The sequence below is a fragment of the Pseudoxanthomonas mexicana genome, from assembly GCF_010093385.1.
Taxonomy (GTDB): domain Bacteria; phylum Pseudomonadota; class Gammaproteobacteria; order Xanthomonadales; family Xanthomonadaceae; genus Pseudoxanthomonas_A; species Pseudoxanthomonas_A mexicana.
In genome coordinates, this window is the sequence record NZ_PDWV01000001.1 from 51,877 (window position 1) to 78,643 (window position 26,767).

Genomic DNA, 26,767 nt, shown 5'->3' on the forward strand with positions numbered 1-26,767 from the left:
GTCGCGACCGGAAACCTTCTGTCTCCAGCCAGATATCCGATATCGTTCGGGCGTGCGGTCGCGACTCACGTCGCTCCTACAGGACACCCGAGTCCAGACACGACAACGGCGGGCCGAAGCCCGCCGTCGGGATCGCGCGTGATGCGCGAGAGTTACTGCGAAACCGGCTGCGACGACAGGCGCGACTCGGCGTCGGCGGTCAGCAGGCGGTTGATGTCCTGCACGTCGGTGCCGTCCAGCGTGCCCGCGGCCTGTTCCAGCACCAGGCGGTTCTGCAGGAAGTTGTAGCGGGCCTGGGCGTACTCGACCTGCGCCTGGAACAGCGTGCGCTGGTTCTGCAGCACGTCCAGCACGGTGCGGGTACCCACTTCCAGGCCGACCTGCGAGGCGTCCAGCGCGCTCTGCGCGGAGACCACGGCCAGGCGGCGGGCTTCCACTTCGCTGACGCCGGCCACCAGCGCCTGGTAGGCATTGCTGGTGTTGCGGATCAGCGCGCGGCGCGTCTGTTCCAGACCGTCCGAGGCGCGGTCGCGCTGGGCCAGCGCCTGGCGCAGGCCCGACTGGGTGGCGCCACCGGAGAAGATCGGCACGGTCAGCGTCACGCCCCAGTTGTAGCCCTCGCCATCGCGCGACAGCGTACCGGGCACGCTGTCCCAGCTGGTGCCGTTGGAGTAGCCGCCGCTGAAGTCGAGCGTGGGATAGTGGCCGGCGCGCGCGCTGGACACGCCATGCTGCGCCGATTCCAGCGTGTACTGGGCGGCCTTCAGGTCCGGGTTCTGCTCCAGCGCGCGGTCCACCCACGCCTGCGCGTTCTGCTCCGGCGGCAGTTCCGGGCGGAAGTCGTCCGGCAGGCCCTTCAGGCCGCTGATGGGCTGGCCGGTGAGCTCGGCCAGCGCGCGGTAGCTGTCGTCCAGCGCATTGCGGGCCAGGATGGTGTTGGCACGCGCGCTGTCGTACTGCGCACGGGCTTCGTGCACGTCGGTGATCGGGGCCAGGCCCACGTCCAGGCGCTTCTGCGCGTAGTCGAACTGCTTCTTGGACGCCGCCTCGTTGGTCTCGGCCGCGGCCAGCGACTCGATGCCGATCAGCACGTTGAAGTAGGCGGCCGAGGTCCGGGTGATCAGGTCGTTGTTCGCCGAGGCCAGGTCGTAGTCGGCCGCCTGGCTGAGCGCCTTCTGGCCGCGCAGGTTGGCGATGCGGCTCCAGTCGAAGATCGTCTGGCTGACCCTGGCGCCGTAGCTGCGGCTCTTGCCGTCGCCAAGCGGGTCGCCCGGCCGGCTGTTGTGCTCCAGGTCGTAACCGACGCTGCCGGTGATCTGCGGCAGCAGCGCGGCGCGGGCCTGCACGGCGCCTTCCTTGTCGATCAGCCGGGTGGATTCGGCGATGGACAAGGTGGTGTCGCCGGCGCGCGCCAGCTCATAGGTCTGCATCAGGTCGGTGGCATTGGCCGCGGACGGCAGGGCCAGGGCGAGCGCAAGTGCGAGGGGGCGACGGCTCATGCGGGTTCCTTTTTTGAATCTTCAGAAGACGAACTGGGGCGCCGGCGCGGCGCCGACCAGGTAGGGGAGGTCGGTCTCGAACAACGATTCGATGCGCGGACCGTTGACATCGTTGACGTGCAGCACGGCTTCCATCACGGGGGAAACGCCGCGCACCACGAACAGGCGGCCACCGGGACGCAGCCATTGCAGGAAGCGGGCCGGCACGACGGCGACGGCGCCGGTCACGCACACCACGTCGAAGCGGCGGTCGGTATCCCAGGCCAGCGCGTCGGCGGTCTCGATGCGGATGTTGCTGCCAAGTCCGGTCGCGTCCAGACGCGCGCGCGCGGCGGCGGCAAGTTCGGGATGGATCTCCAGGCTGACCACCTCGCGCGCCAGGTTGCCCAGGCAGGCGGTCAGGTAGCCGCTGCCGGTGCCGATCTCCAGCACATCCTCGCCGGCCTGCGGCTTCAGCGCCTGCAGGGTGCGGCCCTCGACGACGGGGTTCATCATCGACTGGCCATGGCCCAGCGGCAGCTCCAGGTCCGCGTATGCCAGGGCACGGTGCGTCTCGGCTACGAAGGTTTCGCGCGGCAAGGTAGCCAGCGTCTCCAGCACGCGCGCATCCAGCACGTCCCAGGGACGTACCTGCTGCTCGACCATGTTTTCGCGGGCCTGGGTGTAGTTGATCGTCATGGGGGTGGTCATCCGACGCGGAGGGCTGGGCCGGGCATTTTACCGGGCCGGCTGCCTCCGCGCTGGGCAAGGATCGGGGCAGCCCCGCCGACAGGCGCAGTGCCGGAAGTCACCGCGACCTCCGTCGCCCGGGGACACGCTTCAGTTTCAGCGGCGGCCATACGCCCTCAGGAACATGTCCACCGTGGCGTCGATGTGGCGACGCCGGTCGAGCGGACCGGGCTGGCTGCACAGGCCGCAGGTCATGCGCGCATGCACTTCGCCCTTGATCAGGGTGAAGAACTGCACCGAGGCGATGGCTACGTCGGGCACGTCCAGTTCGCCCTTGGCCACCAGGGCCTGCAGCAGCGCCGCGAACGCATCGTGGGTGCGCTGCGGGCCGGCTTCCCAGAAGGTCTGCTTCAGCCTGTCGTCGATGTTGCCCGGCACCATCATCATGCGGTGCGTGCTGATGGCTTCCTCGCTGGTGATCAGTGCGAAGAAGGCCTCGCCGATCGCCTTGAGCTGGTCGCGCACGCTGCCGGTCAGTTCGATCTCGAACAGGGCATCGGGCAGCATTTCCGCACACTTGGCCTGCACGGCCGCCGCGAACAGCGCGTCCTTGTCGCCGAAGTGGCTGTAGACCGTCAGCTTGGACACCCCCGCCTCGGCGGCGATCTGGTCCATGCTGACGCCGTTGAAGCCCTCGCGGGCGAACAGCTGCTTGGCGGCCTCCAGGATGGCGGCACGCTTGCCCAGGTCCTTGGGCCGGCCGGGGCCGCTGGCGGTGGGCTTGGGGGGGGACTTGCGACGGGATGGAGAGGGAGGCGGACTGGCCATGGCGTAATACTAGACTACCCGGTTCGATATTTATACTATACCGCCAAGTCCATTAATTGATGCCGCAACGGGAGCTGTCATGCGCCAGACGCGCTGGAACGGAGTGTTCGTCGTCCTGATGGCCGGCCTGGCCGCCTGCAGTGCGGACAAGCCTGCCGAATCGCCGCGGCCGGCCCTGGTGGTCCAGCCCGGCGGTGGCGCGGACGCCGCGTTGTCGGCGTACGCGGGCGAGGTGCGCGCCCGCGAGGAGAGCCCGCTGTCGTTCCGCGTGGGCGGCAACCTGATCCGCCGCAACGTGGACGCCGGTGCCCGCGTGCAGAAGGGCGAGGTACTGGCGCTGCTGGACTCGGGCGACTTCGCGCTGCAGGCGCAGGCCGCGCAGGCCCAGTTGGCCGCGGCCGAAGCCGACCTGGCCCGCGCGCGCGGCGACCGCGACCGCTACGCCAAGCTGGTCGGCGACCAACTGATCAGCCAGTCCGCCTACGACGCGCAGATCGCCGCCTACAAGGCGGCCGAAGGCCAGGCGCGCGCCGCGCGCGCGCAGATGGACGTGATGCGCAACCAGGAAGGCTATTCGCAGCTGCGCGCGCCGCGCGACGGCGTGATCGCCAGTCGCCAGGCCGAAGCGGGGCAGGTGGTCGCCGCCGGCCAGACCATCTTCACCCTGGCCGCCGATGGTGGCCGCGAAGTGGCCATCGGCCTGCCGGAAAACCGCATCCGCGAATTCAGCGTGGGCCAGCCGGTGATGATCGAGCTGTGGAACGCGCCGGGGCAGCGCCTGCCCGGCACGATCCGGGAAATCGCGCCGGCGGCCGACGCGCAGACGCGCACCTATGCCGCGCGCGTCAGCCTGGTCGGCGAGGCGCAGCAACAGGTCGAGCTGGGCCAGAGCGCACGCGTCTACGTGCAGGAAAACGGAACCAAGGCGGCCCTCAAGCTGCCATTGTCCGCCGTGCAGCGCGGCGAGGATGGCAAGACCTCCGTCTGGATCGTCGATCCGGCCACCGGCAAGGTGCGCGCCCAGTCCGTGCAGCTGGGCCGCTATGGCGAATCCTCGGTGCCCGTACTCGCTGGCCTGAAGGCCAGCGACTGGGTGGTCGCCGCCGGCGGCCACCTGCTGCGCGAGGGCCAGGTCGTGGCGCCGGTGGACCGCAACAACCGGCCGCTGAAGCCCGCGGCCGGCGGTGGCGCGGCCAACATCGCCTCGCGGGCGGAGTAACGGCATGCGCCGCTTCAACCTCTCCGAGTGGGCGCTGACCAACCGCAGCCTGGTGCTGTTCGCGATGATCCTGCTGGGCATCATCGGCGCATGGTCGTACCGGCATCTGGGCCAGTCCGAGGATCCGCCCTTCACCTTCAAGGCGATGGTGGTGCGGACGGTGTGGCCGGGGGCGACGGCCGACGAGGTCGCGCAGCAGGTCACCGAGCGGATCGAGAAGGCGGTGATGACCACCGGCAACTACGAATACATCCGCTCGTACTCGCGGCCGGGCGAGTCGCAGGTGATCTTCGCCGCGCGCGACAGCCTGCGCTCGCGCGACATGCCGCAGCTCTGGTACCAGGTGCGCAAGAAGGTCGGCGACATCCGGGCGACTCTGCCGGCCGGCGTGGTCGGTCCGTTCTTCAACGACGAGTTCGGCGACACGTTCGGCAACATCTACGCGCTGACCGGCGAAGGCTTCGACTACGCGGTGATGAAGGACTACGCCGACCGCATCCAGCTGGAACTGCAGCGGGTGGACGATGTCGGCAAGGTGGAACTGGTCGGCCTGCAGGACGAGAAGGTCTGGATCGAGCTGTCCAACACCAAGCTGGCCACGCTCGGCTGCCGTGCAGCAGGCGCTGGAAGAGCAGAACGCGGTGACGCCGGCCGGATTCTTCGAGACCGCCAGCGACCGCGTGCAGCTGCGGGTTAGCGGCGAGTTCACCTCTGTGGACGAGATCCGCGAGTTCCCGATCCGTGCCGGCGGGCGCACGGTCAAGCTGGGCGACATCGCGCAGATCAAGCGCGGGTTTGCCGATCCGGCCGCGCCGCGCATGCGCTTCATGGGCCAGCCCGGCATCGGCATCGCGGTGGCGATGAAGGACGGCGGCGATATCCTCAAGCTGGGCTCGACGCTGGAGGCGGAGTTCCACCGGCTGCAGAAGACGCTGCCGCTCGGCATGGAGCTGCGCAAGGTATCCGACCAGCCGGCGGCGGTGGAGGCGTCGGTGGGCGAGTTCGTGCGCGTGCTGGCCGAAGCCGTGGTCATCGTGCTGCTGGTCAGCTTCTTCTCGCTGGGCCTGCGCACGGGACTGGTGGTGGCGGTGTCGATCCCGCTGGTACTGGCGATGACGTTCGCGGTGATGCACTACTTCGGCATCGGCCTGCACAAGATATCGCTGGGTGCGCTGGTGCTGGCGCTGGGCCTGCTGGTCGACGACGCGATCATCGCGGTGGAGATGATGGCCATCAAGATGGAGCAGGGCTTCGACCGGCTGAAGGCGGCCAGTTTCGCCTACGAATCGACGGCGTTCCCCATGCTCACCGGCACGCTGGTGACGGCGGCGGGCTTCCTGCCGATCGCGACCGCGGCCTCCAGCACCGGCGAGTACACGCGTTCGCTGTTCCAGGTGGTGACCATCGCGCTAGTGGTGTCGTGGATCGCGGCGGTGCTGTTCATTCCGGACCTGGGCGACAAGATGCTGCCCGATCTGGGTAACCCGCAACCGCCGAAAGCGGGATCGCTCGCCGCGCGCTGGCAGGGTGTCCGCGCCCGGCTGGCGGATCGTTGGCCGCAGTACGCCGGCATGCTCGCGCCGAAGGCGCACGACGCGCACGACCACAATCCCTACCACACGCCGTTCTACAACCGCTTCCGTCGCTGGCTGGCATTCTGCCTGCGGCGTCGCTGGCTGGTGATCGGCGTGACTGCGGCGGCCTTCATCGCTTCGATCGCGCTGTTCCGCTTCGTGCCGCAGCAGTTCTTCCCGGACTCGGTGCGCCCCGAGCTGATGGTGGACCTGGAGCTGGCCGAAGGCAGTTCGCTGAAGTCCACCGATGCGCAGGCACGCAAGCTTGAGAAGCTGCTGGCCACGCGCGAAGGCATCCAGAACTACGTGGCCTACATCGGCACCGGCTCGCCGCGGTTCTACCTGCCGCTGGATCAGCAGCTGCCGCAGGCGCACTTCTCGCAGTTCGTGGTGCTGACCGACGATACCCGGGCGCGCGAGGCCACCCGCCGCTGGCTGATCGAGGAGGTCGCGCCGCAGTTTCCCGAACTGCAGTTCCGCGTGACCCGGCTGGAGAACGGGCCGCCGGTCGGCTATCCGCTGCAGTTCCGCGTGTCCGGCGAGCATACCGACCGCGTCCAGGCGATCGCGCGGCAGATGGCGGAGAAGGTGCGCGCCAATCCGCACGTCGCCAACGTCAACCTGGACTGGAGCGAGCCCAGCAAGATCGTGCGCCTGCAGATCGACCAGGATCGCGCGCGCGCGCTCGGCGTCAGCACGGCGCAGGTGTCGCACTTCCTGTCCGGCTCGCTGTCCGGCCTGAGCGTCAGCACCTACCGCGAGGGCAACGAGCTGGTCGAGATCCTGCTGCGCGGACCTGAAGAGGAACGCACGCGACTGGACCTGCTGGGCAGCCTGGCGGTACCCACCAGCAACGGCGGCAGCGTGCCGCTGTCGCAGATCGCGGACCTGGAGTACGCCTTCGAGGACGGCATCATCTGGCATCGCGACCGCCTGCCGACGGTGACGGTACGCGCCGACCTCAACAGCGACGACGTGACCGCGCCGACGGTGGTGGCGCAGATCCTGCCCACGCTGGAGGAGATCCGCTCCGCGCTGCCGCAGGGATACCTGCTGGAGACGGGCGGCACCGTGGAGGATTCGGCGCGCGGTCAGAAGTCCATCGCCGCCGGCATGCCGCTGTTCCTGCTGGCCGTGACCACGCTGCTGATGCTGCAGCTGCGCAGCTTCTCGCGGATGGCGCTGGTGCTGCTGACCGCGCCGCTGGGCCTGATCGGGGTGACGCTGGCGCTGCTGGTGTTCCGGGTGCCGTTCGGCTTCGTCGCCATGCTGGGCACCATTGCGCTGGCCGGCATGATCATGCGCAATTCGGTGATCCTGGTGGACCAGATCGACCAGGACATCCAGGCCGGCCACGATCGCTGGCACGCCATCATCGATGCGACCGTACGCCGGTTCCGTCCCATCGTGCTGACGGCGCTCGCCGCGGTGCTGGCGATGATCCCGCTGTCGCGCAGCGCGTTCTTCGGGCCCATGGCCGTCGCCATCATGGGCGGCCTGACCGTGGCCACGGTGTTGACCCTGTTCTTCCTGCCGGCGCTGTATGCGGCGGGGTTCAAGGTCGGGCCCGAGCGGGACACGGGGCCCCGGGGCTAGTCCCGATCCGCGGGGGGGGATTAAAGAAGCCCCCCGCCGCAGCCGATACTGGGAGGGTTGAAGCCCTCCGGACTCCGTTCCCCCGTGCGCCGCCTGTCGATCCCCGGCCTTTGCCTGCTGGCGCTGCTCGCCGCGATGCCCGCGTGGGCGCTCGATCCTGGGCGAAGGGTGGACGAGTACACGCTCGCGCACTGGACGATGGAAGACGGTCTGCCGCACAACCTGGTGCATACGATCAGCCAGGACGCCGAGGGCTACCTGTGGGCGGGGACCTGGGAAGGCGCTGCGCGTTTCGATGGCCGCCGCTTCACACCGTACGACGCCGGCACCGTGCAGGGGCTGGAAGTGGAGGGCGTGCGCGCCATCGTGCCTGACCCGCGCGGCGGCATGGTGCTGAGCCTGGGCCGCATCGGGCCGGGGCTGGTGCGTGTCCATGAAGGTCGCTGGGAACGCCTGCCCGGAGAGGCGGGTGCGTTGCCGGACGTGTCCGTGCTGAGGTTCGGGCCGGATGGCACGTTGTGGATCGGCACGGACCACTCGCTCTTCAGCCTGCAGCGCGATGGCCGGCTGCGCGACGTCGGCGGCATGCATGCGGGGCTGGCGAACGAACGCGTGCAGGCCATCCTCCCGCTGCCGGACGGGCAGGCCCTGGTGGGCAACCGGCATGGCCTGTTCCGGGTCGCGGGCGGCCGCGTGCAGGACTGGGGACGCGCGCAGGGCCTGCCCGACACGGCCGTGCTGGCGATCCAGGCCTCGCGCTGGGGCGGTGTGCTGGTGGGTGGCAGCGCCGGTGTATGGCGGCTGGAGCATGGGCGCGCCCGGCAGATCACCGCCGAACGCGCCGAGGCCATGCTGGAAGACCGCAACGGCAACCTGTGGATCTCCACCCTCGATGGCCTGCGCCGGTACGTCCAGGGGCGCTACGAGACGCTGGGTGAGCGCAATGGTCTGATGGGGCGCCTGGCGCCGGCGCTGTTCGAGGACCGCGACGGCCTGCTGTGGGTGGGCACCACCAACGGCCTGTTCCGGCTGTCGGACGGTCCTGTCTTCGGGCTGGGCCGCAGCAGCGGCCTGCGCGACATCTACGTGCGCAGCATCATCGAACGGCCCGGGCAGGGTGTCTGGATCGGCCATCCCATGGGGGTCGATGTCTGGGATGGCGGAATGGCCAGGGCGGTATCGCTGGCGTTCGATGGCAAGGCCGACCCCTCGGTGCTGTCGCTCGCCAATGCGCGCGACGGCGGGCTGTGGGTGGGGACGTACGACCAGGGCGTGATCCACCTGCCGGCGGCGTCCGGCACGGCGCAGGGCGTTCCCTGGCGCATCGACGAGGCGCGCGGCCTGCCCTCCAACCATGTGCGGGCTTTGCTTGAACGTGCGGACGGTTCCCTGTGGATCGGCAGCAACGAAGGCGTCACCGTCTATCGGGATGGCCGCATCGCACGCCATTACGCCGCGGGCGAGGCATTGCCGGACGGCAACGTGTACGTGCTCCACGAAAGCGGCATCGGCGAACTGTGGATCGGCACCAGCAATGGCATGGCGGTGATGCGCCCGGACGGGACCGTGCGGACGTGGAAGCCGAAGACGGGGTTCCCGGCGGTCGCGGCGTTCGATTTCCTGTCCGATCCGGACAGCAGCCTGTGGATCGCCACCGACCGCGGCCTGCTGCACTGGCGCGATGGCCGCTTCGTGCAGTTCGACCACCGTCAGGGTCTGCCGAACAACCGCCTGTTCCGGCTGCTGGAAGACGAGAACGGCGACTTCTGGGCGTCCAGCAACCGCGGCGTGTTCCGCATCTCACGACCGGCGCTGACCGCGGTGGAGAATGGCCACCTGGCGCGGCTGCCGGTGGAGGCTTTCACCCACGCCGACGGCCTGCCCAGCAGCCAGGCCAACGGGGCCAGCGCGCCGGCCGGCTGGCGCATGCGTGACGGCAAGCTGTGGTTCGCCACCGCCAACGGTGTGGGCGTGATCGATCCTGACGACGCCCGCCGCCAGCGCGCCAAGGGGATCACGCTGGTGGTCGAGGCCGTCGAGGCCGATGGCCGCGTGCTGCCCCTGCAGTCGTACCACGCACTGCCGGCCGACACGCGGCGCGTGGTCATCCGGTTCACCGGCCTCAACCAGCGCGCCCCCGAGCGCCTGCGCTACCGCTACCGCATGGTCGGCTTCGACCACGACTGGATCGAGACCGACAACGGCATCGCCCACGACGCGGTGTACACCAACCTGCCCTCGGGCCAGCTGCGCTTCGAGGTGCAGGCGATGAACGCACCCGCGGACTGGGCGCGCAAGGAGGGCGTGGCAACGCAGACGGTGGCCTTCGACAAGGCCGCACCGTGGTGGATGCGCGCCTGGGCGATGGCTGCATATCTGTTGTTGCTCGGACTGGCGGGATGGGGCGTATTGACGCTGCTCATGCGCCGCCAGCGCCAGCGCCAGCGACGGCTGGAAGCGCTGGTGGACGCCCGCACGTCCGAGCTCAGCGAGAAGAACGCGCAACTGGAGCAGGCGGGCGAGGCGCACGCGCGCCTGCTGGAACAGCTGGCCTACCAGGCCCGCCACGATCCGCTCACCCGCCTGGCGAACCGCCGTGCCGGCGATGCGTTCCTGGCCGAAGCGCGTGAGGCCAGCCTCCGCGAGGGCCGTCCGCTGTGCGTGGCGCTGCTGGACATCGACCATTTCAAGTCGGTCAACGACCGCTACGGCCATGCCTTCGGCGACGAGGTCCTGTCGCAGGTGGCGGCCGTGGCCGAACGGCTGGCCGGTGGCCACGACGGGGTGCTGATCGCGCGCTACGGCGGCGAGGAATTCCTGGTCTGCCAGCAACTGCCATGGACGGTTGCGCGTGCGCGACTGGAAGTGCTGCGCCAGGGCATCGCACAGACGGCCATCGACGCGCCCGATGGCAGCCAGCTGCACTGCACCGTCAGCATCGGCATGGCGGATCTGCAGCCGGGCCAGGCGCTGCGCGACCTGTTGCGCGAGGCCGACGAGCGCCTGTACCGCGCCAAGCAGCAGGGACGCAACCGGCTGGTGTCGAACTGAGCGGGCCCCCTGCGGCGGGCGATCAGTCGCGCAGTTCGGCCACGTAGCAGTGCGCCTGCATCTGTTCGATCACCGCCTGCGCCGCGACCTGCGTGGACACGCCGCGGCCGCCGGTCGCCAGGTCGTTGGTGAACACCTGCGCATTCAGTGCGGCGTCCACCGCGCGTTCGATGCAGTCGGCTTCTTCGTGCAGGCCCAGCGAGTGGCGTAGCAGCAGCGCGCAGCTGAGGATGGTGGCGTAGGGGTTGGCGATGCCCTTGCCGGCGATGTCCGGCGCGGAGCCGTGGATGGGTTCGTACAGCCCGACCTTGCCATCGCCCAGCGAAGCGGACGGCAGCAGGCCCAGCGAGCCGGCCAGCATCGAGGCCTCGTCAGTGAGGATGTCGCCGAACATGTTCTCAGTGACGATCACGTCGTACTCCCGCGGCTTGGCCAGCAGGTGCATGGCCATCGAATCGACCAACTGGTGCTCCAGCTTCACGTCGGGGAACTCTTCGCGTCCGATCCTGGAGGCGACATCGCGCCACAGGCGTGAGGTTTCCAGCACGTTCGCCTTGTCCACCGACACCAGGTAGCTGCGGCGCTGGCGGGCCAGCCTGAACGCGCTGCGCACCACGCGCTCGATCTCGGTGACCGAATAGCGGCACAGGTCGCTGGCGCCGCGCGCATCGCGGGTCTTCTCGCCGAAATAGATGCCGCCCGTCAGCTCGCGCACCACCACGATGTCCACGCCGGTCAGCAGGTGCGGCTTGATGGGCGAGGCGCTCAGCGCTGCCGGGTGCGGACGCACCGGGCGCAGGTTGGCGAACAGGCCCAGGCCCTTGCGCAGTGCCAGCAGGCCCTGCTCGGGGCGCACGGTCGCGTTCGGATCCGACCACTTCGGTCCGCCGACCGCGCCCAGCAGCACGGCGTGCGCCTGCTGGCAGCCCTGCAGCGTCGCCTGCGGCAGCGGTTCGCCGTGGCGGTCGATGGCGATGCCGCCGATGTCGTATTCGTGGAAGTCGAAGCTGTGCCCGTGGCGGCGCGCCAGCGTACGCAGGACGGTGACGGCGGCGGCGGTGACTTCGGGACCGATGCCGTCCCCGGGCAGTACGGCGATGTCAGCGTGCATGGTGGGTGGCCTCGTAGGTTTCGATGTCGGTGTGGCGGGCCAGCAGGTAGCCCAGTTCGTCCACGCCCTCCAGCAGGCAGGTCTGCGCGAAGGCGTCCAGCGGGAAGCCGAAGACGGAACCGTCGGGTGCGCGCAGTTCGCGCGCGGCGACGTCGATGGTCAGCTCGTCGTCGGGCCGCTCCATCAGCGACTGCACGATCTCCTCCGGCAGCACGATGGGCAGCAGGCCGTTCTTCAGGCTGTTGTTGCGGAAGATGTCGGCGATCTCGCTGCTGACGATGGCGCGCAGGCCCAGATCGGTCAGCGCCCAAGGGGCATGCTCGCGCGAGGAGCCGCAGCCGAAGTTGCGTCCGGCCAGCAGGATGCGGCGACCCTGGTTCTCGGGCTGGTTGAAGGGGAACGCCGGGTTCGGCGAACCATCGGCCTGCCAGCGCCAGTCGTTGAAGGCGTTCTTGCCCAGGCCTGCGCGCTCGGTCGTGGAGAGAAAGCGCGCGGGGATGATCTGGTCGGTGTCGATGTTGGTCTGCGCCAACACCACGCTCTTGGAGCGCAGTTCGCGGAAGCCGGCCATCACGCCACCTCCTTCTGCGCGTCGAACAGCTCGCGCGGATCGCTGACGCGACCGTTCACCGCGGCCCACGCCGCCGTCAGCGGCGATGCCAGCAGGGTGCGGGCACCGGGCCCCTGGCGGCCTTCGAAATTGCGGTTGCTGGTGCTCACGGCCAGCTGGCCGGGCGCGACCAGGTCGCCGTTCATGGCGATGCACATCGAACAGCCGGGTTCGCGCCATTCGGCGCCGGCCTCGCGCACGATGCGGTCGATGCCTTCGGCCTCGGCTTCGCGCTTGACGATCTCCGAACCCGGCACCACCAGCATGCGTACGCCCGCGGCGACCCTGCGGCCACGCAGCACCTGCGCCACTTCGCGCATGTCGCGCAGGCGGCCGTTGGTGCACGAGCCGACGAACACCACGTCCACCGGCGTGCCCGCCACCGCCTGGCCGGCGCTCAGACGCATGTAATCCAGTCCCTTCTGGTCGGCGGCATTGGCGGGCGCCGGAATCGGCGCATCCACCGCGATCGCGGTGCCCGGATGCGTGCCCCAGGTCAGGGTGGGGCGGATGTCGGCGGCATCGATGCGCACTTCGGCGTCGAACGCGGCGCCGTCGTCGCTGCGCAGCGTCTTCCAGTAGGCGACGGCCGCGTCGAACGCCTCGCCCTTCGGGCCGCGTGGCGTCTTCGCCACCCAGTCGAACGTGGTCTGGTCCGGGGCCACCATGCCGGCGCGCGCGCCGGCTTCGATGGACATGTTGCACAGGGTCATGCGCTGCTCCATGTCCAGCGCCTCGATGGCGCTGCCGCGGAACTCGATGACATGGCCGGTACCGCCATTGACGCCGATCACGCCGATCGCGTGCAGCACGATGTCCTTGGCGCCCACGCCGGGGGCGAGCGCGCCATCCACGGTGATGGCCATCGTCTTCGGCCGGCGCTGCAGCAGGCACTGCGTGGCCAGCACATGGCCGACTTCGCTGGTGCCGATGCCGAAGGCCAGCGCACCGAACGCACCGTGCGTGCTGGTGTGGCTGTCGCCGCAGACGATGGTCATGCCCGGCAGGGGGAAGCCCTGCTCCGGCGCGATCACATGGACGATGCCGCGGTTGGGCGACGCCATGTCGAACAGCTCGATGCCGTAGTCGGCGCAGTTGCGCGCCAGCGTGTCCACCTGCGTCTCGGCCGCCTTCGTGTAGTACGGCAGCTTGCCGTCGGCGCCGGCGGGCAACGTGGGCGTGGAATGGTCCATCGTCGCCTTGGTGCGGTCCGGACGGCGCGGCGACAGGCCGCGTGCCTTCAGCTCGGTGAAGGCCTGCGGCGAGGTGACCTCGTGGATCAGGTGCAGGTCGATGTACAGCACGGCGGGGGCGGCGTCGGTCTCGGGGACTACGACGTGGACGTCCCACAGCTTGTCGAACAGGGTGCGTGGTGCGGTCATGCGGGGGTTCCGGTGATGCGTTGGAGATGAGGAGTGAGCGGAGAGGAGTGAGGAGTGAGCGAGGGCAGTGCTTCTACTCACTCCTCACTTCTCTCCCCTCACTCCTGCCAGTCACGCGGCGGCCGCTTCCTGCTTCTCGGCGCGGCGTTGGCGGAGCAACCGGTTGGCCACGTCCAGCCACGCCAGCGCGCTGGCTTCGATGATGTCCTTGCTGGTGCCGGTGCCTTCGTACTCTTCACCGTCGCAGCGTACGGACAGGCTGGCTTCGCCGCGCGCGTCCGCGCCGATGCCCACGCTGTGCACCTGGTAGCTCTCCAGCTGCAGCTGCACGCCGGTGGCGGCGGCCAGCGCACTGAACAGCGCATCGACCGGACCGTTGCCCTGTGCGGTTTCCGAAATGCGGTTACCGTCCGGATCCGACAGTTCGACCAGCGCGTTGGCACGGCTGCCGACGTCGCTGATCGTCATCGACGACAGCCGGTAACCATCGCTGACCGGTGCATCCTGCATCAGCGCCTGCAGGTCGGCGTCGCCGATCACACGCTGCTTCTCGCACAGCGTCTTGAACTGCTCGAACACCAGCTTCAGTTCGTCCTCTTCCAGCCAGTAGCCCAGCGCGCGCAGGCGCTGCTCCACCGCGGCGCGGCCGCTGTGGCGGCCCAGCACCATCTGCGAGGACGGCCAGCCCACATCCTGAGGCTGCATGATCTCGTAGGTGCCGCGGTGGCGCAGCATGCCGTGCTGGTGGATGCCGGATTCGTGCGCGAACGCGTTGGCGCCGACGATCGCCTTGTTGCGCTGGACAGGCATGCCCACCAAGCGCGACAGCAGCTGCGAGGTCGGTACGATCCGGCGCGTGTCGATGCGCGTGTCCAGGTTGTAGAAGGCGTTGCGGACCTTCAGCGCCATCACCAGCTCCTCGATGGCGCAGTTGCCGGCGCGCTCGCCGATGCCATTGATCGAGCCTTCCACCTGACGCGCACCGCCTTCGATGGCGGCCAGCGAGTTCGCGACCGCCAGGCCCAGGTCGTTGTGGCAGTGCGCGCTGAACACCACCTTGTCGGCGCCCGGTACGCGGGCGATCGCGCGCTCGAACATGCCGCGGATCTCTTCCGGCGTGGTGAAGCCCACCGTGTCCGGCAGGTTGATGGTGGTCGCGCCGGCCGCGATGGCGGCGGCGATCGCCTGGTGCAGGAAATCCTCCTCGGTGCGGGTGGCGTCCTCGGCGGAGAACTCGATTTCGTCGATGTGGCCCCGGGCCAGGCGCACGTGCCTGTCGATGGACTCCAGCACCTGCTCGCGGCTCATGCGCAGCTTGTGTTCGCGGTGCAGCGGGCTGGTGGACAGGAACAGGTGCAGGCGGGGCTTGGCGGCCGCGGTCACGGTGCGCAGCGACGTCTCGATGTCCGCCGCCAGGCAGCGGGACAGTACGACCAGCGTGGTCTCGCGCAGTTCGCGCGCGATCATCGCGTGCGCTTCGCGGTCGGACTGCGAGCTGGCGGGGAAGCCGGTTTCGATGGCATCCACGCCCAGCTCTGCCAGGCCCCGCGCCATGACCAGCTTCTGTTGCGGCGTCATGCTGCAGCCGGGGGATTGCTCGCCATCGCGCAGGGTGGTGTCGAAGATGCGGATATGCGTGGGGGACGGATGGGTGGGCGTGTTCACCAGATGGGTTCCTCGTGTACTTCTGTTTCCATGGCGGGGGCCTCGTATCGGCGCGCACCGGTCTTTGCGGGGGAGGGGAGGACGGCCGCGCGCGGCGCGCGGCCCTTGGCAAGCGAGGGCTCGCCCTCGGCGTTGCGGCGGCGTGGCTTGCGCGGCGGACGCGGGCGCACGTCGGACAGCAGCTGCGCCAGCACGGTGGCGTCGATGTTGCCTCCGGACACCACCGCACACTTGCGCCTGCCGGCCACGCGCCGACCCGCGGCCAGTGCCAGCGCCCCGGCGCCTTCGGCGATCAGATGCTCTTCCAGCGCCAGCCGCACCAAGGTCTCGCGAAGTTCGGCTTCGCGCACGGTCACCACGTCGTCCAGCAGCTGCGTGCACAGGCGGCGGGTGATGAAGCCGGGCACCTTCACCCGTACGCCGTCGGCCAGCGAAGCGACCGGGTTGACCGGCGTGACGTCACCCTTCATGGCGCGGATCATCGAATCCACGCCCTCCACCTGCGCGCCGACCACGCGCACGCCCTGCGACTTCAGCGCCAGCGCGACGCCCGAGGCCAGGCCGCCGCCGCCGATGGGCACGATGACGACATCGGGCGTGTAGGGCGCGATCTCGATGCCCACGGTGCCCTGGCCGGCGATCACGTCCGGATCGTCGAAGGCGGACAGGAAGCGGTAGCCATTCTGTTCGGCCAGCTCCTTCGCGAAGGCGAAGGCTTCGTCGTAGCTGTCGCCGTGCTGGCGCACGGTGGCACCCCAGTGCGCCACCCCGGCGATCTTGGTCGCCGGTGCGCCGTGCGGCATCACGGTGATGGCCTGCACGCCCAGCCGGTAAGCGGCCCAGGCCAGGCCCTGCGCATGGTTGCCCGCCGAGGCCGCGATCACCGGGCGGCGATCGCCGCGCTCGCGTGCGGCCAGCAAGGCATTCAGTGCACCCCGCCCCTTGTACGAACCGGTGCGCTGCAGGTTTTCCCGCTTCAGCATCACGCCGAAGCGTTCGGCGTGATGCATCGGCGTGGGCGGCAGGTAACGGCGCAACCGCGCCTGCGCCGCCAGCACGTCGGCCACGGTGACGACGACGTCGCCTACGTCCGGTTCGTTGCTGGCGGGGGCGCGGCTGGCATCAGGCATCGCGGCACGCGAACGGCTGATGTCGAAGAAGACGCCTCCGGACCACGACATCCGCGTTGGCGGGCGTGGCATTCATGCGGCGCGGTCCTGGTGGCGACGGTCCCGGCTCAGTTCCTGCACCGCGCTGAAGGACAGTTCCTCCACGTCGTAGATTTTCAGCAGCTGCTGACGCAGCGTCTCCGGCGCGCGGGTGCTGTCGATCACCAGCGCCAGCGCCCAGTAGCCGTCGCCGTCGTGGGTGGCATGGACCGCGTGGGGCGGAAAGCCTCGGCGCTCGATCATGCCCAGCACGCGCAGCAGGGCGCCCTCGGCAGGTTTGAGCTTGAGTTCAAGCCGGTAACGCATTCTTCTTCTCCGGACCGTCGGCCGCGACGGCAGGCTCGGCGGATGGTGTTGCGGGACTGGCATCCAGCATCGAGCTGTTGGCATGGTTCGGCGGCACCAGCGGCCAGACGTTGGCCTTGATGTCGATGGTGACGTGCAGCAGCGCAGGGCCCGGCTGGGCCAGCAGGTCGGCCAGGCCATCCTCGACTTCGTCGCGCCGGCTGATGTGGCGGGCCGGTATGCCGAACACGCGCGCCAGCGCGGCGAAGTCCGGATTGTCGGACAGGTCGATCTCGCTGTAGCGCTCGGCGAAGAACAGTTCCTGCCACTGCCGCACCATGCCCAGCGCGCTGTTGTCGATCAGCTCGATCTTCACCGGCAGCTTGCAGCGGGCGATGGTGGCCAGCTCCTGGACGTTCATCATGAAGCCGCCGTCGCCGTTGACCAGGACGACGGTGCGGTTGGGGCAGGCGAACTGCGCACCCATCGCCGCCGGCAGGCCGAAGCCCATCGTGCCCAGCGCGCCGCTGGTCCGGTGGTGGCGCGGGTGAGTGAACCGGCAGTGCTGCGCCACCCACATCTGGTGCTGGCCCACGTCGCAGGCGACGATGGCGTCCGCCGGCGCCACTTCGCTGAGCCGCTTCAGCAGGCCGGGCGCGTAGATGTCGGTACCGGGCGCGTCGTAGCGGAAGCCGAAGCGCTCGCGGTTGCCCACGCAGCGCTTGCGCCACTCGTCGCAGGTGCTGCGTGCCGCCGTCAGCGCCTTCAGGCTGGTGGCGACATCGCCGGGGACGGCGATGTCGGCCGTGCGCAGCTTGCCGATCTCATAAGCGTCGGCGTCCACGTGCAGGACGCGGGCAAACGGGGCGAACTCGGCCAGCTTGCCGGTGGCGCGGTCGTCGAAGCGCGCGCCCACCACGATCAGCAGGTCGCATTCCTGCACCGCCATGTTGGCCGCGCGCGTGCCGTGCATGCCCAGCATGCCCAGGTAGTGCGGGTGGCCGGCGGGCAGGGCGCCCAGGCCGCGCAGGGTCAGCACGGTGGGGATCTTCGTCGCGTCGACGAACTGGCGGAAGGCGTCGACCGCGTCGGCGATGCCGATGCCGCCGCCGCCGTAGATCACCGGCTTCTCGGCGCCGGCGATGGCGGCCAGTGCCTCGGCCAGCTTCGCATCTTCCGGGGCGGGTACCGGATCGACGCTCGCCGGCACGTGGTTGGGCAGGTGCGAGGCATCCGACATCTGCACGTCCTTGGGCAGATCGATCAGTACGGGACCGGGGCGGCCTTCGCGCGCGATCCGGAAGGCTTCGCGCACCATGGTCGGCAGGTCTTCCACGCGCCGGGCGACGAAGCTGTGCTTCACGATCGGCAGGGTCAGGCCGAACACGTCCAGCTCCTGAAACGCATCGGTGCCCATCAGCGTGGTGGCGACCTGGCCGGTCAGGCAGACCATCGGCACCGAGTCCAGCATCGCGTCGGCGATGCCGGTCACCAGGTTCGACGCGCCGGGACCAGAGGTGGCCACGCACACGCCGACCTTGCCGCTGGCGCGCGCATAGCCATTCGCCGCCAACGCCGCGCCCTGCTCGTGGCGCACCAGGATGTGCTTCAGGTTGGAATCCACCAGCGCGTCGTAGAACGGCATGATGGTGCCGCCCGGGTAGCCGAACAGCGTGTCCACGCCCTCGGCTTCCAGGGCGTGGGCCAGCCAGCGGGCGCCATTGCGTGGGGCAGTGGCCGCGGCGGCGTTCATGCGGCGGCCTGCTCGTCTGTATCGGGTTGCGCGGCGTTGGCCTGCAGCCACACCATCTTCGCGCGCAGCTCCTTGCCCACCTTCTCGATCGGGTGGTCCTTGTCGGCCTGCTGGAACTTCTTGTAGTTCGGCAGGCCGGCGTCGTACTCGGCCTGCCAGTTGCGGGTGAAGGTGCCGTTCTGGATGTCGGTCAGCACGTCCTTCATGCGCGCCTTCACCGACGCGTCGATGACGCGCGGGCCGCTGACGAAGTCGCCGTACTGCGCGGTCTCGGAGATGAACTCCAGCATGCGGGTGATGCCGCCTTCGTAGAACAGGTCGACGATCAGCTTCAGTTCGTGCAGGACTTCGTAGTACGCGATTTCGGGCTGGTAGCCGGCTTCCACCAGCGTCTCGAAGCCGGCCTGCACCAGCGAGGACGCGCCGCCGCACAGCACGGCCTGTTCGCCGAACAGGTCGGTCTCGGTCTCTTCCTTGAACGTGGTCTTGATGATGTTGGCGCGCGCGCCGCCCAGTCCGCCCGCGTAGGCCAGCGCGAACTGCTCGGCCTGGCCGCTCTTGTCCTGGTAGACGGCGTAGATGCACGGCACGCCGCGGCCGATTTCGTATTCGCGGCGCACCAGCGCGCCCGGGCCCTTCGGCGCCACCAGCACCACGTCCAGATCGGCGCGCGGCTCGATCATGCCGAAGTGCACGTTCAGTCCATGCGCGAACAGCAGCACGGCGCCCTGTTTCATGTTCGGCGCCAGCACCTCGTTGTAGAGCTTCTTCTGCACCATGTCCGGCGTCAGCACGGCGACCAGGTCGGCGTCCTTCACCGCGTCGGCGACCGCCTTCACCGCGAAACCGTCGGCCTGCGCCTTCGCTTCGGTCGGACCGCCCGGACGCAGGCCCACCGTGACGTCGAAGCCGGAATCGCGCAGGTTCAGCGCATGCGCGCGGCCCTGGCTGCCGTAGCCGACGACGGTGATCTTGGGGTGCGGGAGAGCGTTGGCGGTGGTCATGGCGCGGTTTTCCTGAGGGTTGAGGGGAAATCGAAGGGGCTTAAACAAAAAACCCCGCACTTCTCAGTGCGGGGTTTTGCGAATCTGGCGTCTCTGCTGCTTACACGCCGGTCCGTCCCGCACTTGTGGGCGAGGTAATAAGGACGAGTACGAGGAAGGACGCCGCAGAGGCTGCGGTGAGGTCGGTCGTCGTGGGCGTGTGGCGCTGCAACATGCGGCAAGAGAAACATGCCGTTCCAAACCGTGTCAAGCGCTTTCGCGCCGAATGCGACGATCGGATGATTTCAGTCGAGATGGTTGCAACTGAAACCGTGGAAACGCAGCAGAATCAAGGCTTCCCACGTCATCGCCGCACTGCTGGTTTTCATGCCCGAGTACCGCTCCCGAACCTCCACCCACGGTCGCAACATGGCCGGCGCCCGCGCGCTGTGGCGCGCCACCGGCATGAAGGACGCCGACTTCCACAAGCCCATCGTGGCGGTGGCCAACTCCTTCACCCAGTTCGTCCCGGGCCATGTGCACCTCAAGGACCTCGGCCAGCTGGTGGCGCGCGAGATCGAGCGGGTCGGCGGCGTCGCCAAGGAATTCGACACCATCGCCGTGGACGACGGCATCGCGATGGGCCACGACGGCATGCTGTATTCGCTGCCGTCGCGGGAGGTCATCGCCGATTCCGTCGAGTACATGGTCAACGCGCACTGCGCCGACCGCTGGTGTGCATTTCCAACTGCGACAAGATCACGCCCGGCATGCTGATGGCCGCGCTGCGGCTGAACATCCCTACCGTGTTCGTGTCGGGTGGACCGATGGAAGCCGGCAAGACGCGCCTGGCCGACCACAAGCTCGACCTCGTCGACGCGATGGTGATGGCGGCCGATCCGAACGTGTCCGACGAAGAGGTCGCCGCGGTCGAGCGCAGCGCCTGTCCGACCTGCGGGTCGTGCAGCGGCATGTTCACCGCCAACTCGATGAACTGCCTGACCGAAGCGCTCGGCCTGTCGCTGCCGGGCAACGGCACGGTGGTGGCCACGCATGCCGATCGCGAGCAGCTGTTCAGGCGTGCCGGCGTCTTGGCCGTCGAGTTGTGCCATCGGTGGTACGGCGGCGAGGACGCGACCGCATTGCCGCGCGGCATCGCCACGTTCGAGGCGTTCGAGAACGCGATGACGCTGGACATCGCGATGGGCGGTTCCACCAACACCATCCTGCACCTGCTGGCTGCGGCGCAGGAGGCGGAGGTGGCGTTCGACATGCGCGACATCGACCGTCTGTCGCGGCGCGTGCCCCAGCTGTGCAAGGTGGCGCCCAACACGCAGAAGTACCACATCGAGGACGTGCACCGCGCCGGCGGCATCATGGCCATCCTCGGGGAACTGGCGCGCGGCGGCCTGCTGCATACCGATGTCCCCACCGTGCACGCGAAGACGCTGGGCGAGGCGATCGCCAAATGGGATGTCGCGACCAACCACGACGACGCGGTCGCGACCTTCTACAAGGCGGGTCCGGCCGGCATCCCCACGCAGGTCGCCTTCAGTCAGGCCACGCGCTGGCCGTCGCTGGATACCGATCGTGCCGCAGGCTGCATCCGCAGTGTCGAGCACGCGTATTCGCAGGAAGGCGGGCTGGCCGTGCTGTACGGCAACCTCGCGATCGACGGCTGTGTGGTGAAGACGGCCGGCGTGGACGAGTCGATCCATGTGTTCGAAGGCACGGCGCGCGTCTTCGAAAGCCAGGACGCGGCGGTGGCCGGCATCCTCGGTGACGAGGTGAGGGCGGGCGACGTGGTGGTGATCCGCTACGAGGGTCCCAAGGGCGGGCCCGGCATGCAGGAGATGCTGTACCCGACCAGCTACCTGAAATCGAAAGGACTGGGGAAGCAGTGTGCGCTGCTGACCGACGGGCGCTTCTCCGGCGGCACCTCCGGCCTGTCGATCGGCCACGCATCACCGGAAGCGGCCGCGGGCGGCGCCATCGGCCTGGTGCGCGACGGCGACCGCATCCGCATCGATATCCCGCAACGTGCCATCTCGCTGCTGGTCGCCGACGACGAACTGGCGGCGCGTCGCGCCGAGCAGGACGCGAAGGGCTGGAAGCCGGCGCAGCCGCGTGCGCGCAGGGTCAGCACCGCGTTGAAGGCCTACGCCCTGCTTGCGACCAGTGCCGACAAGGGCGCGGTACGCGACAAGCAACTGCTGGATGGTGTCTGATAGCGGGATGACCCGCACCTTCCTCGCTGTCTTCCTGTCGCTGCTGTACGTCGTTCCGGTGCATGCCCGACAGGCGCCGCCACGCGCCTGGGTGGTCGCGACCTACGCGTATCCGCAGCGCGACCGCGTCGCCGCCATCCAGCCGCTGGCGGACTATCTCGGCCTGCGTGCCCGGCATCCGGTGCAGGTCCGCCTGTTCGACTCGCCCACCGCGCTGGTCGACGCGTTGCGTCGTGGCGAAGTGGACGTCGCCGTACCCAACCTGCACGGCTACCTGCAGGCGCGCCGCGCCAGCGAACCGCTGACGACACTGCCCGTGCCGCAGGTACCGGCACTGCAGGCGGACCGTTACCGCGCCGTACTGGTCGGCCGACAGGGGCTGGAAGCGTCGGGCGAACTGGAACGGCAGGCGCGGACATTGCGTCTGGTCCTGGTCGGTCGCGATTCGGCCTCGGGCGGCTTCGTGCCCGTGCGTGAACTGCGCCGCCGGGGCCTGGAACCGACGACCGCCTTCGCCCATCTCGCTTACGCCGGTTCGCATGCGGCGGCCCTGGAGGCCGTGGCGAGCGGTCGCGCCGACGTGGCCGCGCTGGCGGCCGATGTCCACGACGCCTCGCGACCGACCGGCGTGGTGGAAGTGTGGCGCTCGCAGCCGATCCCGCCCGGGCCGCTCCTGTGCCGTCCTGCCGCCGACGTACCCTGCCAGCAGTTCACCGCCTGGCTGCTCGAAGCGCACGACGAGGCTCCGGCCGTGATGGCGGCGCTGCGGGCGGGCTGGCCGGAGTTCGGCGATGCGCAACGCTTCACGGTGCCGGAGCGGGCCCTCCTGGATGCCTCGACGATGCAGGTGGAACCCTAGGCGAGGATCGCGGGCGGCCGGGGGTCAGCGCGCGGCCGCACCGATGGGCCGTGCCAGGAACGCCTCGAGCTTCCGATAGAACGCGATGTTGTTCGCATCGGCATGGAATCCGTGGCCTTCGCCCGGCACCGCCATCCACTCCGGCGCGTGGCCGGCACGTTCCAGCGCCGCCTGCATGGCCTTGGCCTGGGCGACGGGTGCGCGCTCGTCCAGTTCGCCGTGTACCAGCAGCACGGGCGCCGTGATCCGCGTGGCCAGCGTGGTCGGCGAAGCCGACGTCAAGGTCGCTTCGTCGCGGCCGATGGCGCGGGCGAGATAGTTGCTGCCCGCCTGCGTGGTGCGGATATCGCCTTTGGCGTACAGCATCTTCAGGTCGTACACGCCAGCCAGGCCGGCCGTGCACTTGATCAGATCGGGTGCACGCGCCGCGAGCATCATGGCCGAATAGGCGCCGAAACTGGCGCCATAGGCGCAGACGCGGCGTCCATCGGCGTATCCCTGGGCGATGGTCCAGCGCAGTCCGTCGAGCAGGTCGTCCTGTACCCGCGTACCCCACTTCAGGTATCCGGCTTCTTCGAATGCCCGGCCACGGCCGCCCGAGCCGCGGTAGTTCACCTGCAGCACCAGGTAGCCGCGGCTGGCGAGGAACTGGGCGTCCTGGTCGAATGCCCAATCGTCGCGGACCGCATGGGGACCGCCGTGCGGCACGATCACCGTCGGCAGGCCGGCAGGCGTGGTGACGCCCGCCGGCAGGGTCATGAAACCTTCCAGCTCCATGCCGTCGCTCGCGCGGAAGCGGATCGCGCGGCGCTCGCCCATCCGGGCGGCATCCAGGCCTTCGCGACTCGAAAGCAGCAGTGAGGCCTTGCCCTGCGCACGATCGAACAGGTACCAGCTCCCCGGGTCGCGATCGCTGAAGGCGTACAGCAGCGACCGGTTGCCGTCGCGACTGTGGTCCACGTAGGCGACATAGTGGTCGGGGAAGCTGTTCGACAGTGCATCGTGCAGTTGCGCATCCGGCGACTGGGGGTCGAAGTAGATCGCGCGCGGTTTTCCATCGGCGATCACGGCGGCGAAGGGCTGAAGGAGCCCCGCGCCCCATTCGATGTCGGAGACGCTGCGCATCGGGTGCTGGGCCAGCGCCCGGTGATCGCGGCCGTCCGGCGAAGACGCCACCAGTCTCGAAGGCCCGCCGTTCACCGACTGAAGTGCGTATACCTGCGTGCCGTCGACGCTGAATGCGTAGGGCGTCCATACGGTGCCCGCGACATCGGCGGCGACGGGTGTCCAGTGGCGGCCCTGCGCATCGGCGATGAACAGGACCTGCCGGTCGTTGTCGTCGACGCCCGTAGCGAACCGGGGCACACCCTGCCGGTCCAGCGTGAAACGGAGATCCTTGACGTCGATGTCGGCCACCAGCCTTCCGGTGGCGTTGCCGGCGTCCACGTCGTACAGCTGGGATCGTTGCGTGTCGCGCGACAGCCTGCGCATGTAGAAGCGCCCGTTGGGCGTCGCGGGCAGGCCCTCGATGTAGCCGAAGCCGGCTTCGATGCCGGCAGTCCGCAGCGATTGCTGGTAGCCGAACAGGTACTTCTGGTTCTTGCCGTCGGCGTCGGTGGCGATGATGTCGCCCGTCGGGAGGGGCGCCTCCCGCGATCCCACCTGTCGTCCTTTCGCCAGCACCAGCCGGGTGTCGCTGACCCATGCGACCTGGGTGGGAAGTTCGTAGCGCGGCAGCCGCAGCAGGGCGGTGCGCTGCATGTCGTCGGTACGGTGCACCGCCAGCGCATGGTGGCCGTCGCCCAGGTCGGCGGTGATCGCGAGATGGGCGCCGTCCGGAGAGAGCCGCGGCGAATGGAGCCTGTTGGCGGCGGCGAACGCTTCGACCGGCACGGGGGCCTCGGCGTCTGCAGGTGCGACATATGCCGTCAGCAGGGCCGCTGCGAAGGCCCACGTCCTGAGTTCCCTCATCCCCTTGTCCCTGTCCCGTCCCGTGGCCCCGGCGCCAAGAATATCCCGGTCGTCGCCTGGACGTGTCGGATGGGCGGCACCCGCCCGCAGGGTTGTGGTCTAATTCGCCCTGAAGCGGGGGTATCGCCGGCCAGGCCGGTGATTGAGACAGACCCTTCGAACCTGATCCGGTTGAGACCGGCGTAGGGAAGCTTCGCAGGCTGCGCCGTATTGCCGTGTCGTCCTTCGTGGGCCCGCCATCCGTCCGCTGCCGCGCCGCCGCTTCGTCCCCGTGATGCGAATCCCTCGCAAGAGCCCGCACATCCCTGTGCGGGGATTCAGAAAGGACGATGCCGATGAATGCCATTCCCAAGCCCGCCGCCGATCTGCTGCAACAGACCGGGCAGCTCTCCGAATCCGTGACGCGCCCGATTCCGGGTTCGCGGAAGATCTTCGTCGAGGGCTCGCGGACGGACATCCAGGTGCCGATGCGCGAGATCGCGCTGACGCAGACGCCGACCATTTTCGGCGGCGAGGAAAATCCGCCCGTCACCGTGTACGACACGTCCGGTCCCTACACCGATCCGGGAGCGCGCATCGACCTGGCCGCGGGCCTGCCGGCGTTGCGTGCGAAGTGGATCGAGGAGCGCGGCGACACGGAGCGGTTGGAAGGACTCAGCTCGACCTTCGGCCGCGCGCGTGAGCACGATCCGAAGCTGGATGCCGTGCGCTTCCCCAACCGCGTGCTGCCGCGCCGTGCCAAGGCGGGCGCCAACGTCAGCCAGATGCATTACGCCAGGCGCGGCATCGTCACCCCGGAGATGGAGTACGTCGCCATCCGCGAGAACCAGCGGCTGGACGCGGTGCGCGATGCGATGCTGCTGAAGCAGCACCCGGGCGAAGCCTTCGGCGCCAGCATCCAGACGTTCATCACCCCGGAGTTCGTCCGCGACGAGATCGCGCGCGGTCGCGCCATCCTGCCGAACAACATCAACCACCCGGAAAGCGAGCCGATGATCATCGGCCGAAATTTCCTGACCAAGATCAATGCCAACATCGGCAACAGCGCCGTTTCCTCCGGCATCGCCGAGGAAGTGGAGAAGCTGGTGTGGGCTATCCGCTGGGGCGGCGACACGGTGATGGACCTGTCCACCGGCAAGCACATCCACGAGACCCGCGAGTGGATCATCCGCAACTCGCCGGTGCCGATCGGCACGGTGCCGATCTACCAGGCGCTGGAGAAGGTCGATGGCCGCGCCGAGGCGCTGACGTGGGAGATCTTCCGCGACACGCTGATCGAACAGGCCGAGCAGGGCGTGGATTACTTCACCATCCATGCCGGCGTGCTGCTGCGCCACGTGCCGCTGACCGCCAAGCGGGTGACCGGCATCGTCTCGCGCGGCGGCTCGATCATGGCCAAGTGGTGCCTGGCGCACCACAAGGAGAACTTCCTCTACACGCACTTCGAGGACATCTGCGAGATCATGAAGGCCTACGACGTGGCCTTCAGCCTCGGCGACGGCCTGCGACCGGGCTGCATCGCCGACGCCAACGACGCCGCCCAGTTCGGTGAGCTGGAAGCGCTGGGCGAGCTGACCAAGATCGCGTGGAAGCACGATGTGCAGTGCATGATCGAAGGGCCCGGCCACGTGCCGATGCAGCTGATCAAGGAGAACATGGACAAGCAGCTGCGCGAGTGCGGCGAGGCGCCGTTCTACACGCTGGGGCCGCTGACCACCGACATCGCGCCGGGCTACGACCACATCACCAGCGCGATCGGCGCGGCGATGATCGGCTGGTACGGCACCGCGATGCTCTGCTACGTCACGCCGAAGGAACACCTGGGCCTGCCCAACCGCCAGGACGTGCGCGACGGCATCATGGCGTACAAGATCGCCGCCCACGCGGCCGACCTGGCCAAGGGCCATCCCGGTGCGCAGGTGCGCGACAATGCACTCAGCAAGGCAAGGTTCGAGTTCCGCTGGGAGGACCAGTTCCACCTGGGCCTGGATCCGGAGAAGGCCAAGGAATTCCACGACGAGACCCTGCCCAAGGAGGCGCACAAGCTGGCGCATTTCTGCAGCATGTGCGGGCCGCACTTCTGCAGCATGAAGATCACCCAGGACGTGCGCGACTACGCGGCCGAGCACGGGGTGGACGAGGCGCGGGCGCTGGAGGCCGGCATGGCCGAGAAGTCGGCGGAGTTTCTGGCGCAGGGGGCGCAGGTGTATCGTCAGGGCTGAACCGGGATGCGGGTCCGTGCAACGGAATCCCCCGGGACTGCGTAGAAGAAGATAGCGGGTCGCCATCGGTGGCGGCCCGCGCCGACTTGCCGG

At 69.0% G+C, this 26,767-nt stretch carries 16 protein-coding genes, 2 pseudogenes and 1 riboswitch; of the genes and pseudogenes, 6 read left to right on the forward strand and 12 right to left on the reverse strand.

Annotation, left to right across the window (positions count from 1 at the left end; genetic code table 11):
- Positions 1–152: 152 nt before the first annotated feature.
- From CSC76_RS00240 to CSC76_RS00250, 3 genes are all read right to left on the reverse strand, one after another.
- Complete coding sequence (locus CSC76_RS00240; RefSeq protein ID WP_162108057.1) at positions 153–1,499, reverse strand: TolC family outer membrane protein; 1,347 nt, start codon at positions 1,497–1,499, stop codon at positions 153–155.
- A gap of 21 nt (positions 1,500–1,520) precedes the next feature.
- Positions 1,521–2,177, reverse strand: coding sequence for a protein-L-isoaspartate O-methyltransferase family protein (locus CSC76_RS00245; protein WP_162108058.1), 657 nt, complete (start codon positions 2,175–2,177; stop codon positions 1,521–1,523).
- Between the two features lie 147 nt (positions 2,178–2,324).
- Positions 2,325–2,996 carry a TetR/AcrR family transcriptional regulator gene (locus CSC76_RS00250; protein ID WP_162108059.1) on the reverse strand — a complete coding sequence of 224 codons (672 nt, stop codon included), beginning with the start codon at positions 2,994–2,996 and terminating at the stop codon, positions 2,325–2,327.
- Between the two features lie 79 nt (positions 2,997–3,075).
- On the opposite strand from CSC76_RS00250, the gene CSC76_RS00255 reads away from it, so the two are divergent.
- The 3 genes and pseudogenes from CSC76_RS00255 (at position 3,076) to CSC76_RS00265 (ending at position 10,436) form a co-directional block, all read left to right on the forward strand.
- The gene (locus CSC76_RS00255) at positions 3,076–4,215 is read left to right on the forward strand and encodes an efflux RND transporter periplasmic adaptor subunit (protein ID WP_162108060.1); all 1,140 of its coding nucleotides are present in this window, start codon (positions 3,076–3,078) and stop codon (positions 4,213–4,215) included.
- Between the two features lie 4 nt (positions 4,216–4,219).
- A pseudogene (locus tag CSC76_RS00260) lies at positions 4,220–7,385 on the forward strand (efflux RND transporter permease subunit).
- Positions 7,386–7,469: 84 nt separating this feature from the next.
- Entirely contained in the window at positions 7,470–10,436 is a 2,967-nt protein-coding gene (locus tag CSC76_RS00265; RefSeq protein ID WP_162108061.1) for a ligand-binding sensor domain-containing diguanylate cyclase, read from the forward strand.
- A 22-nt stretch (positions 10,437–10,458) separates the two neighbouring features.
- Here CSC76_RS00265 and leuB read toward each other — a convergent pair whose 3' ends face one another.
- From leuB to ilvC, 8 genes are all read right to left on the reverse strand, one after another.
- Positions 10,459–11,547 carry a 3-isopropylmalate dehydrogenase gene (leuB, locus tag CSC76_RS00270; RefSeq protein ID WP_162108062.1) on the reverse strand — a complete coding sequence of 363 codons (1,089 nt, stop codon included), beginning with the start codon at positions 11,545–11,547 and terminating at the stop codon, positions 10,459–10,461.
- Positions 11,537–12,118 (reverse strand): 3-isopropylmalate dehydratase small subunit, encoded by a 582-nt coding sequence (gene leuD / locus CSC76_RS00275; RefSeq protein ID WP_162108063.1) that lies wholly within the window; start codon positions 12,116–12,118, stop codon positions 11,537–11,539. Before leuD ends, leuB begins: the two co-directional genes overlap by 11 nt.
- Positions 12,118–13,539: a 3-isopropylmalate dehydratase large subunit gene (leuC, locus tag CSC76_RS00280; RefSeq protein ID WP_162108064.1), complete on the reverse strand. Its 1,422-nt coding sequence runs from the start codon at positions 13,537–13,539 to the stop codon at positions 12,118–12,120. Before leuC ends, leuD begins: the two co-directional genes overlap by 1 nt.
- A 111-nt stretch (positions 13,540–13,650) precedes the next feature.
- Entirely contained in the window at positions 13,651–15,204 is a 1,554-nt protein-coding gene (locus tag CSC76_RS00285; RefSeq protein WP_162108065.1) for a 2-isopropylmalate synthase, read from the reverse strand.
- A complete protein-coding gene (locus CSC76_RS00290) occupies positions 15,201–16,334 on the reverse strand; it encodes a threonine dehydratase (RefSeq protein ID WP_162108185.1) in 1,134 nt (377 codons plus the stop codon). Before CSC76_RS00290 ends, CSC76_RS00285 begins: the two co-directional genes overlap by 4 nt.
- A gap of 72 nt (positions 16,335–16,406) precedes the next feature.
- The gene (locus tag CSC76_RS00295) at positions 16,407–16,679 is read right to left on the reverse strand and encodes an ACT domain-containing protein (protein WP_162108066.1); all 273 of its coding nucleotides are present in this window, start codon (positions 16,677–16,679) and stop codon (positions 16,407–16,409) included.
- Positions 16,663–18,411, reverse strand: a complete 1,749-nt coding sequence (gene ilvG, locus CSC76_RS00300) for an acetolactate synthase 2 catalytic subunit (RefSeq protein WP_162108067.1) — start codon at positions 18,409–18,411, stop codon at positions 16,663–16,665. The genes CSC76_RS00295 and ilvG overlap by 17 nt, the downstream gene beginning before the upstream one ends.
- Positions 18,408–19,415: a ketol-acid reductoisomerase gene (gene ilvC / locus CSC76_RS00305; protein ID WP_162108068.1), complete on the reverse strand. Its 1,008-nt coding sequence runs from the start codon at positions 19,413–19,415 to the stop codon at positions 18,408–18,410. Before ilvC ends, ilvG begins: the two co-directional genes overlap by 4 nt.
- A 366-nt stretch (positions 19,416–19,781) precedes the next feature.
- On the opposite strand from ilvC, the pseudogene ilvD reads away from it, so the two are divergent.
- Together ilvD and CSC76_RS00315 are read left to right on the forward strand one after the other, a co-directional pair.
- Positions 19,782–21,622, forward strand: a pseudogene (gene ilvD / locus CSC76_RS00310) (dihydroxy-acid dehydratase).
- Positions 21,623–21,629: 7 nt separating this feature from the next.
- Complete coding sequence (locus CSC76_RS00315) at positions 21,630–22,481, forward strand: phosphate/phosphite/phosphonate ABC transporter substrate-binding protein (protein ID WP_162108069.1); 852 nt, start codon at positions 21,630–21,632, stop codon at positions 22,479–22,481.
- 24 nt (positions 22,482–22,505) lie between these two features.
- Here the strand turns inward: CSC76_RS00315 and CSC76_RS00320 are convergent, their stop codons facing one another.
- Complete coding sequence (locus tag CSC76_RS00320) at positions 22,506–24,452, reverse strand: S9 family peptidase (protein ID WP_162108070.1); 1,947 nt, start codon at positions 24,450–24,452, stop codon at positions 22,506–22,508.
- Between the two features lie 106 nt (positions 24,453–24,558).
- Positions 24,559–24,659, forward strand: a riboswitch (TPP riboswitch).
- Between the two features lie 128 nt (positions 24,660–24,787).
- On the opposite strand from CSC76_RS00320, the gene thiC reads away from it, so the two are divergent.
- Positions 24,788–26,674 carry a phosphomethylpyrimidine synthase ThiC gene (thiC, locus tag CSC76_RS00325; protein WP_162108071.1) on the forward strand — a complete coding sequence of 629 codons (1,887 nt, stop codon included), beginning with the start codon at positions 24,788–24,790 and terminating at the stop codon, positions 26,672–26,674.
- Positions 26,675–26,767: the final 93 nt, after the last annotated feature.

Excerpts from the sequence above, each read along its gene's own strand:
- CSC76_RS00240 (WP_162108057.1), bottom strand. The coding sequence starts at position 1,499 with ATGAGCCGTCGCCCCCTCGCACTTGCGCTCGCCCTGGCCCTGCCGTCC.
- CSC76_RS00245 (WP_162108058.1), bottom strand. The coding sequence starts at position 2,177 with ATGACGATCAACTACACCCAGGCCCGCGAAAACATGGTCGAGCAGCAG.
- CSC76_RS00250 (WP_162108059.1), bottom strand. The coding sequence starts at position 2,996 with ATGGCCAGTCCGCCTCCCTCTCCATCCCGTCGCAAGTCCCCCCCCAAG.
- CSC76_RS00255 (WP_162108060.1), top strand. The coding sequence starts at position 3,076 with ATGCGCCAGACGCGCTGGAACGGAGTGTTCGTCGTCCTGATGGCCGGC.
- leuB (WP_162108062.1), bottom strand. The coding sequence starts at position 11,547 with ATGCACGCTGACATCGCCGTACTGCCCGGGGACGGCATCGGTCCCGAA.
- leuD (WP_162108063.1), bottom strand. The coding sequence starts at position 12,118 with ATGGCCGGCTTCCGCGAACTGCGCTCCAAGAGCGTGGTGTTGGCGCAG.
- leuC (WP_162108064.1), bottom strand. The coding sequence starts at position 13,539 with ATGACCGCACCACGCACCCTGTTCGACAAGCTGTGGGACGTCCACGTC.
- CSC76_RS00290 (WP_162108185.1), bottom strand. The coding sequence starts at position 16,334 with ATGCCTGATGCCAGCCGCGCCCCCGCCAGCAACGAACCGGACGTAGGC.
- CSC76_RS00295 (WP_162108066.1), bottom strand. The coding sequence starts at position 16,679 with ATGCGTTACCGGCTTGAACTCAAGCTCAAACCTGCCGAGGGCGCCCTG.
- ilvG (WP_162108067.1), bottom strand. The coding sequence starts at position 18,411 with ATGAACGCCGCCGCGGCCACTGCCCCACGCAATGGCGCCCGCTGGCTG.
- ilvC (WP_162108068.1), bottom strand. The coding sequence starts at position 19,415 with ATGACCACCGCCAACGCTCTCCCGCACCCCAAGATCACCGTCGTCGGC.
- CSC76_RS00315 (WP_162108069.1), top strand. The coding sequence starts at position 21,630 with ATGACCCGCACCTTCCTCGCTGTCTTCCTGTCGCTGCTGTACGTCGTT.
- CSC76_RS00320 (WP_162108070.1), bottom strand. The coding sequence starts at position 24,452 with ATGAGGGAACTCAGGACGTGGGCCTTCGCAGCGGCCCTGCTGACGGCA.
- thiC (WP_162108071.1), top strand. The coding sequence starts at position 24,788 with ATGAATGCCATTCCCAAGCCCGCCGCCGATCTGCTGCAACAGACCGGG.